The sequence below is a fragment of the Mesorhizobium sp. M2A.F.Ca.ET.039.01.1.1 genome, assembly GCF_003998035.1.
Lineage (GTDB): Bacteria > Pseudomonadota > Alphaproteobacteria > Rhizobiales > Rhizobiaceae > Mesorhizobium.
In genome coordinates, this window is sequence record NZ_RZRY01000327.1 from 1 (window position 1) to 6,983 (window position 6,983).

5 protein-coding genes and 2 pseudogenes are annotated in these 6,983 nt (G+C 65.3%); 4 read left to right on the plus strand and 3 right to left on the minus strand.

Annotated elements, in window-relative coordinates; genetic code table 11:
* Positions 1–339 (plus strand): annotated as a pseudogene (locus EOA24_RS22430) (penicillin-binding protein); the annotation flags it as partial.
* 152 nt (positions 340–491) lie between these two features.
* Positions 492–1,241 (plus strand): SDR family oxidoreductase, encoded by a 750-nt coding sequence (locus EOA24_RS22435; protein ID WP_126081172.1) that lies wholly within the window; start codon positions 492–494, stop codon positions 1,239–1,241.
* Between the two features lie 11 nt (positions 1,242–1,252).
* Here the strand turns inward: EOA24_RS22435 and EOA24_RS22440 are convergent.
* Positions 1,253–2,171 (minus strand): annotated as a pseudogene (locus EOA24_RS22440) (zinc-binding dehydrogenase).
* A 119-nt stretch (positions 2,172–2,290) separates the two neighbouring features.
* Here EOA24_RS22440 and EOA24_RS22445 point away from each other — a divergent pair.
* Entirely contained in the window at positions 2,291–3,094 is an 804-nt protein-coding gene (locus EOA24_RS22445; RefSeq protein WP_127256281.1) for a helix-turn-helix transcriptional regulator, read from the plus strand.
* 6 nt (positions 3,095–3,100) lie between these two features.
* On the opposite strand, the gene ybaL is transcribed toward EOA24_RS22445, so the two are convergent.
* Positions 3,101–4,900, minus strand: coding sequence for a YbaL family putative K(+) efflux transporter (gene ybaL / locus EOA24_RS22450; protein ID WP_245466930.1), 1,800 nt, complete (start codon positions 4,898–4,900; stop codon positions 3,101–3,103).
* A gap of 215 nt (positions 4,901–5,115) precedes the next feature.
* Entirely contained in the window at positions 5,116–5,556 is a 441-nt protein-coding gene (locus EOA24_RS22455; RefSeq protein ID WP_126081174.1) for a host attachment family protein, read from the minus strand.
* Between the two features lie 417 nt (positions 5,557–5,973).
* Between EOA24_RS22455 and cysG the strand changes: the two genes are divergently transcribed.
* A partial coding sequence (gene cysG / locus EOA24_RS22460) for a siroheme synthase CysG (protein ID WP_127410070.1) occupies positions 5,974–6,983 on the plus strand: 1,010 nt, incomplete at its 3' end.

A 6,983-nucleotide genomic window follows, 5' to 3' on the forward strand; every position in this document is an offset into this window, starting at 1 on the left:
CATGAAGGCGTGCCGGTCAGGCCGCTGCCCGGCACCTGGAAGTCGACGCCGTCCGATACGATCGTGCCGGACGAGATCCCGTCGGCGGATGCCTCGCAGCCGCCCGTGCCGCCCGCGGCCGTCGGCCAGTCGCCGCAGCCCGCCGCCCCATCGCAGCCCGTTGCCCAGGCGCCCGCCCGCCAGCCGCGTCCAGCCCAGACGGTCGATGCCGAGGGCTTCGACATGCCCAGCGACAGCGGATCGACCGCCTCGATCAAGCATCCGGTGCCGCCTGGCGATGTCGGCGGTCCGAAGAAAAGGCGGCAGACCTCGATCCTCGACATACTGGGCGGGGGTTGAAGCCCGTTCGCCAGATCGGAACGGCTCCAGCTTTTATTCCGTCGCGATCCCGAAAACCGGAAACCACATTCCGGGATCATCGCTGCGGCGGCAACTCGCCCTCTCGCAATGATTGCCGCCTTCGGCTACATGTCCGGCCGGAGACAAAGTTCATGGCCGAAACCGACAGCAGAAAAACCATCGTGCTTACCGGCGCCAGCCGTGGCATCGGCCATGCGACGGTGAAGCGTTTCTCGCGCGAGGGCTGGCGCGTCATCACCTGCTCGCGCCAGGCCTTCGCCGAGGATTGCCCGTGGCCGGCCGGCCCCGAGGATCACATCAAGGTCGACCTCGCCGACCAGGAAGATGTCGGCATCGCCGTGTCGGAGATCCGCCACCGGCTCGAGGCGCATGGCGGACAGCTGCACGCGCTGGTCAACAATGCCGGCATCTCGCCGAAGCTGAAGGACGGCAGCCGGATGAACTCGATCGAGACGCCGATGCATGTCTGGCGCGACGTCTTCCAGGTCAATTTCTTCGCGCCGATCATGCTGGCGAGGGGCCTTTTCAAAGAACTCGCCGCCGCCAAGGGCTCGATCGTCAACGTCACCTCGATCGCCGGCACGAGGGTGCATCCTTTTGCCGGCACGGCCTATGCGACGTCGAAGGCGGCGCTCGGCTCGCTGACGCGCGAGATGGCGCATGATTTCGGTCCGCATGGCATCCGCGTCAACGCGATCGCGCCGGGCGAGATCGACACGGCGATCCTGTCGCCAGGCACGGACAGAATAGTCGAGACGATCCCGCTGAGAAGGCTGGGCGGCACCTCGGAAGTGGCCGACATCATCTACTTCCTGTGCTCCGGCCAGTCGTCTTACGTGACCGGCTCGGAAATCCACATCAATGGCGGCCAGCACGTCTGACCTGGCTGATTTCAAGCCACAGTGAGGACGGCCTTGCCGCTGAAGCTGCGCTGTCTGAGCGCGTCCAGGGCCTGGCCGATGTCCGTCCACGGCACGGTCATGGCCACGCGGGTTTTCAGCCTGCCGGCCGCGACGAGATCGAGCAGGGCGGCGATGTCGGCGCCGATGGCTGAGCCGGATGAGTAATAGGCGAAGGTCTGCAGCTTGGCGCCCTCGTGGCCTGGAACGAACTGGCGAAACCCTACAGGCGTGAGTTCGCCGCTGCTCGAGCCGAACATGACGATGGTGCCACCGGGTGTCACACGTTCGATCGCGGCGGCGAGGCTCTTGCCGCCGACCGACTCAGTGATCAGCGAAGACGGCCCCTCGGCTAGTTCGATCGATTCGACGACCTGCCCGGCGCCCAGATCGCGAAGATCATCGTGATGCCGGGCCGAGGCGATCGCGGTCACCGAGGCGCCCTGCTCGCGGGCAATCTGGATCTGAAAGCGACCGACCGCGCCGCTCGCGCCGGTGATCAGCACCCGCTGGCCGGCGAGAACGCCACCATGGCGCAAGGTCCTCAGCGCCGTCGTGCCCGCCACCGGCAGCGTGGCGGCGGACGCGAAGCTGACGCCATCGGGTATGACGGCGAGACGGTCGGTCGGAACGGCGACATGTTCGGCCCAGCCGGCCTGGTCGACCAAGGCCGCGACGCGCGTGCCCCCTTGCCGGGCCTGAGCCGTCGGCCGACGCGCGTTCCACGATGCCGACGATATCCTGGCCGGGGATCCAGCCGTCGGGGCGGATGGCGAGCAGGCGCAGCTCGCCACGATTCAATGATATTGCATGAATTGCGACCAATGCTTCGTTCGCATTGCAGTTTGGCTCGTCGGCCTCGGTGAGGTTCAGCCGGCTGGGGCTGTCGGAAGAAATGGCGAGAGCGAGCATGGCCCACCTTTGAATTGGCGTCTGAGACGCGATCGATTGCGAGGATATCGGCGCGAACCTATCTTTCGTGACTGAAGAATCTAGAGATACAGCCAAATGATCGCTAAAAACATTCAATCATGAGACAGCCACCCCGCTGGCCCTGGCTAGATTTCGATGTCGACGACGTGGCTGCGCCGGCGATCGCCGTTGGCGTCGATGTCACCGAGACCAGGGCCGAGGTGCGCGCGCATTGGCATCGCAAGGGGCAGCTCGTCTTCGCGCTCGGCGGCGCCGTCACCTGTCGGGTTCCGACCGGGCTCTGGATGGTGCCGCCGCATTGCGGCGTGTGGGTGCCGACCCGCATGGAACACAGCAACATCGCGACGGCGAATGCGCGGATTTTCTTCGTCTATATCGAGCCTGGCGCCGCCGACCTGCCGGATCGGTGCTGCACGCTTTCGATCTCGCCGCTGCTGCGCGAAGTGATCATCGAGCTGTCGGAATGCGCGCCGGACGACCCGCGCTGCGACTTCCTGGGAAAGGTCCTGCTCGCCGAGCCGCTCATGCCGGTGCAGCAATTGCATTTGCCGATCTCGGCCGAGCCGCGGCTGCGCCGGATCGCGGAAGCATTGGCCGACAACCCTGCAGATCGCAGCACGCTGGCGGAATGGGCCAACCGGGTGGCGCTCAGCGAAAGCAGCCTGGCGCGCCTCGTCGTCAAGGAGACGGGCCTGAGTTTCGGCCGCTGGCGCCAGCAGTTGCACCTGATCGTGGCGCTCAGGGAACTGTCCGCCGGCGCCAGCGTGCAGCGGGTGTCGGGCGATCTCGGCTATGAATCCGTCACCGCCTTCATCACCATGTTCAAGAAGGCGCTGGGCAAGCCGCCGGCGAAATATCTCAGCGATATCGCGCAGAATGGCGGTTCCGCGTTTACAATTTGACGCCCATCAAGCGGGCTGTGGATTGATCGCCATGGCAGGCCCGGACGCACCGGTGTTTTTGCCGGTTACCACCTCGACGATGCCGCGCGCGATCTCGCGCTCGCCCATGATCACCGTGTCGGCGCCGAGGCTTTTCAGATGCTCGACCTCGGCGTCGGAGTGCGCGCGGGCGATGATATTGATCGCAGGATTGGCGGCGCGGGCTCGAAGCACGATCTGGCCGGACTCGAAGGCATTGGGGATGGCGAGGATCAGCCGCTTCGCGCCTTCCGGATTGGCGGCCGCGAAGACATCCGCATTGGCGGCATTGCCGGCCACTGTCTCGATGCCGTCGTCACGCAGCTTGGCCAGCGTCTTGTCGGCATCCTCGATCACCAGGAAGGGCAGGGCGGCTTCCTTCAGCGCTACGCCGACGAGGCTGCCGACGCGGCCGTAACCGATCAGGATGGAATGGCCGGCAAGCGCGGTCTTGGGCGGCGGGCCGTCTTCCTTTCCCAGCGTTGCCTGGACCGAAGCAATCTGGCCGGGCTCGGTGGCCGGGCCGATCGGCCTTTGCTCTTCGACAGGTGCCGTGTTGCCGGCGCGCTTTTCCAGCCACGGCTTCATCCAATCGACAAGGAGGAACATCAGCGGATTGAGCAGGATCGAGAGGATCGCGCCGGCCAGGATCAGGTCGCGGCCCTGTTCGGGCAGCAATTTTAGGCCGACGCCAAGCTCGGCAAGGATGAAGGAGAATTCCCCGATCTGGGCAAGGCTCGCCGAAATCATCAGCGCGGTGGCGATCGGATAGCGGAAGGCGATGACGATGACGAAGGCGGCGAACGACTTGCTGACGACGATGATGGCCAAGGTGGCGAGGATCGGCAGGCCGTTGCTGATCAGGCTGAGCGGGTCGAACAGCATGCCGACCGAGACGAAGAACAGCACCGAGAAGGCGTCGCGAAGCGGCAACGATTCTTCCGCCGCGCGATGACTGAGCTCGGACTCGCTCATGATCATGCCGGCGAAGAAAGCGCCGAGCGCCAGCGAGACGCCGAACAGCTTCGCCGCGCCGAAGGCGACGCCGAGCGCGATAGCCAGCACCGAAAGCCGAAACAATTCGCGCGAGCCAGTGTGGGCGACATAATGCAGGATCCAGGGAATGACCCGGCGCCCGACCACCAGCATGACGACGACGAAGGCGGCGACCTTGGCGAGGGTGATGCCGACAACGCCCCATATGCCGTAGCTGGCGGGCAGCGAGAGCAGGCTCGTATGATCATCGACCTGCGCCCGGCCGCCGAGCACGCCGGCGAGCGCGGGCAACAACACCAGCGCCAGCACCATGGCGAGATCCTCGACGATCAGCCAGCCGACCGCGATGCGGCCGCGTTCGGTCCCGATCAATCGCCGTTCCTGCAAGGCGCGCAAGAGCACCACAGTCGAGGCGACCGAAAGCGCCAGTCCGAAGACCAGGCCGGCGCCCAGCGGCCAGCCGAGCAACCAGGCAAGCCCGACGCCAAGCAGGGTGGCGAAGCCGATCTGCACGATGGCGCCCGGCACGGCGATGGCGCGGACGGACAGAAGGTCCTTCAGCGAAAAATGCAGGCCGACGCCGAACATCAAAAGGATGACGCCGATTTCAGCGAGCTCGTTGGCAAGGCTGGCGTCGGCGACGAAGCCCGGCGTGTTCGGCCCGACCAGGACGCCGGCGACGAGGTAACCGACAAGCGGCGGGATGCGGAAACGGTTGGCTAAAGCCCCGAAGACGAATGCCAGCCCCAGACCGGCGACGATGGTGGCGATAAGGGGCGTGTCATGCGGCATTGTCTTTTTGCGCGCCTTTCGAAAATTCACGATTCGGATGGGCGCCCGCCGAGGCCGTCGCCTTCGGCAATATGGTGGACGGAGCGGCGATCATGCAACCGCCGCCGCGCAGAAATCGACCTAGAAACAGGGTGCAAACCGGGAAATCGGCGACGCGCCGACAAAGAGACGGTCGCGGAACGCATTTGGTCCCGAAGCTGCTTTGCCTCGGCCGCTTATGCCGCTTGCAAGAGGGTCTCGATATCGGGAATCGTGTGGTTGGTGAGCGTCTTGGGAATTTCGGCCTGCACCTTCTCGCTCACCTCTTTGTGCAGTTTCTGGCGCATCTCGCCAAGCACCTGCGGCGGTGCGATCAGCACGACCGCGTCGAATGCGCCGCGATGCGCGAGCTTGTAGAGCCGGTCGGCGATCTCGACAGCGAAACGTTCCTTGCCGAGACGGTGCCAATCGGTCTCCTCGACGGCGCTGCGGGGGCCTTCGTTGCTCTGGCGGCCGGGTTTGTCCGTGCCTTGCTCGCGCGTCGCGGGGTTCTCCTGCTCCATCTCGTGCACCACCTCCAGGTTCGGGAACTTGTTGTCGCCCTGGTTGCGCAGGAAGAGTGCCTTTTCGCCATCGGCCACGACGACCCACAATCCGTGCTTCAGCTTGATGTTCATGGTGTTCCTCCTTTGCTTGCGGGGTGCCGACCGGTCGAGCCCAGGATCGACAGAATGGATGCCTAGCCAAACGAGCCGCGGAGCAGGATTGTTCCGACGTGTCGGTGGCACTCTCAACTGCTCCTACCAGGCGAGGTTGCGCGCCGACCGGCAAGGTCGGCTTAATCTACTAAGTTAGTAGAATTTAGAAAAAACTGTTTTGCCGCTTTCCCGGGCCGATGGTAAAAGTCACGAAAGATCAGCGTGGTTTCTCACGCCGTTCCGGCTCTCTCATTCTCAAAGTAGAATTTTTTTCTCTTGCTCTTCGCGGCTGCGAAAAAGCGATTGCCTGCCGTTCGGCGACGCGCGAGTGATTGCCTTCTGGTTTTTGGCCAGTCCGCGTAAAACTGCCAAACTGTTTCACTATTGCTCGTCGCCATGTCGCCAGCCAACGCCAAGCTCAATGCCTTCCCGGTCTTCATGCGGATCGACGGCGAAGCCGTGGCCATCGTCGGCAATCGCGAAGAGGCGCTTGCCAAGGCCCGGCTGCTCGCCCAGTCGAGCGCGGCGCTGCGCATCATTGCCGACGACGCCGATCCCGACCTGCTCGCCTTCGTCGCCGCGTCCGGTGCCGTTCACATCGGTGCCGCCTATGAGGCCGCGCATCTCCAGGATGTCGCCCTGGTGTTCGCAGCCAGTGGCGACAAGGCGCTCGACCGCCGCGTCGCCGAGGACGCGCGCCGGTTGGGCATTCCGGTCAATGCGGTAGACCAGCCGGACGTGTGCGATTTCTTCACCCCGGCGCTGGTCAACCGCGCGCCGGTTGCGATTGCCATCGGCACCGAGGGCGCCGGACCGGTTCTGGCGCAGATGCTGCGTGTCCGCATCGACCGCATGCTGCCGCCTTCGCTCGGCCGGCTGGCGGCGCTTGCCGCGTCGTTCCGCGCCGCCGCGGAGAAACTGCCGAAGGGCAACCGCCGCCGCCGCTTCTGGAGCGATTTCTTCGCTGGCGCGCCGGCCAAGGCCATCGAAGCCGGTGACCACGCCCAGGCGCATGGCGCGGCGCTCGAACTCCTGAGCGTGGATGCGCCGGCCGGGGGCCATATCGCGCTGGTCGGCGCCGGTCCGGGCGCGGAGGACCTGTTGACGCTGCGCGCGCACCGCCTGCTGATGGAAGCCGATGCCATCGTCTATGATGCGCTGGTGCCGGAGGCGATCGTCGCCATGGGCCGCCGCGATGCGGAGCGCCTACCGGTCGGCAAGCGCAAGGGCTGCCATTCCAAAAGCCAGGAAGAAATCAACGCGCTGCTGATCGAACTCGGCCAAGCCGGCAAGCGCGTGGTGCGGCTGAAGTCAGGCGATCCGCTGGTGTTCGGCCGGGCCGGCGAGGAGATGGCGGCGCTGCGCGAGGCCGGCATCGCCTATGAGGTGGTTCCGGGCGTCACCGC

What these genes read in the sequence shown, in the direction of transcription:
- EOA24_RS22435 (WP_126081172.1), top strand. Translation starts at nt 492, where the DNA reads ATGGCCGAAACCGACAGCAGAAAAACCATCGTGCTTACCGGCGCCAGC.
- EOA24_RS22445 (WP_127256281.1), top strand. Translation starts at nt 2,291, where the DNA reads ATGAGACAGCCACCCCGCTGGCCCTGGCTAGATTTCGATGTCGACGAC.
- ybaL (WP_245466930.1), bottom strand. Translation starts at nt 4,900, where the DNA reads ATGCCGCATGACACGCCCCTTATCGCCACCATCGTCGCCGGTCTGGGG.
- EOA24_RS22455 (WP_126081174.1), bottom strand. Translation starts at nt 5,556, where the DNA reads ATGAACATCAAGCTGAAGCACGGATTGTGGGTCGTCGTGGCCGATGGC.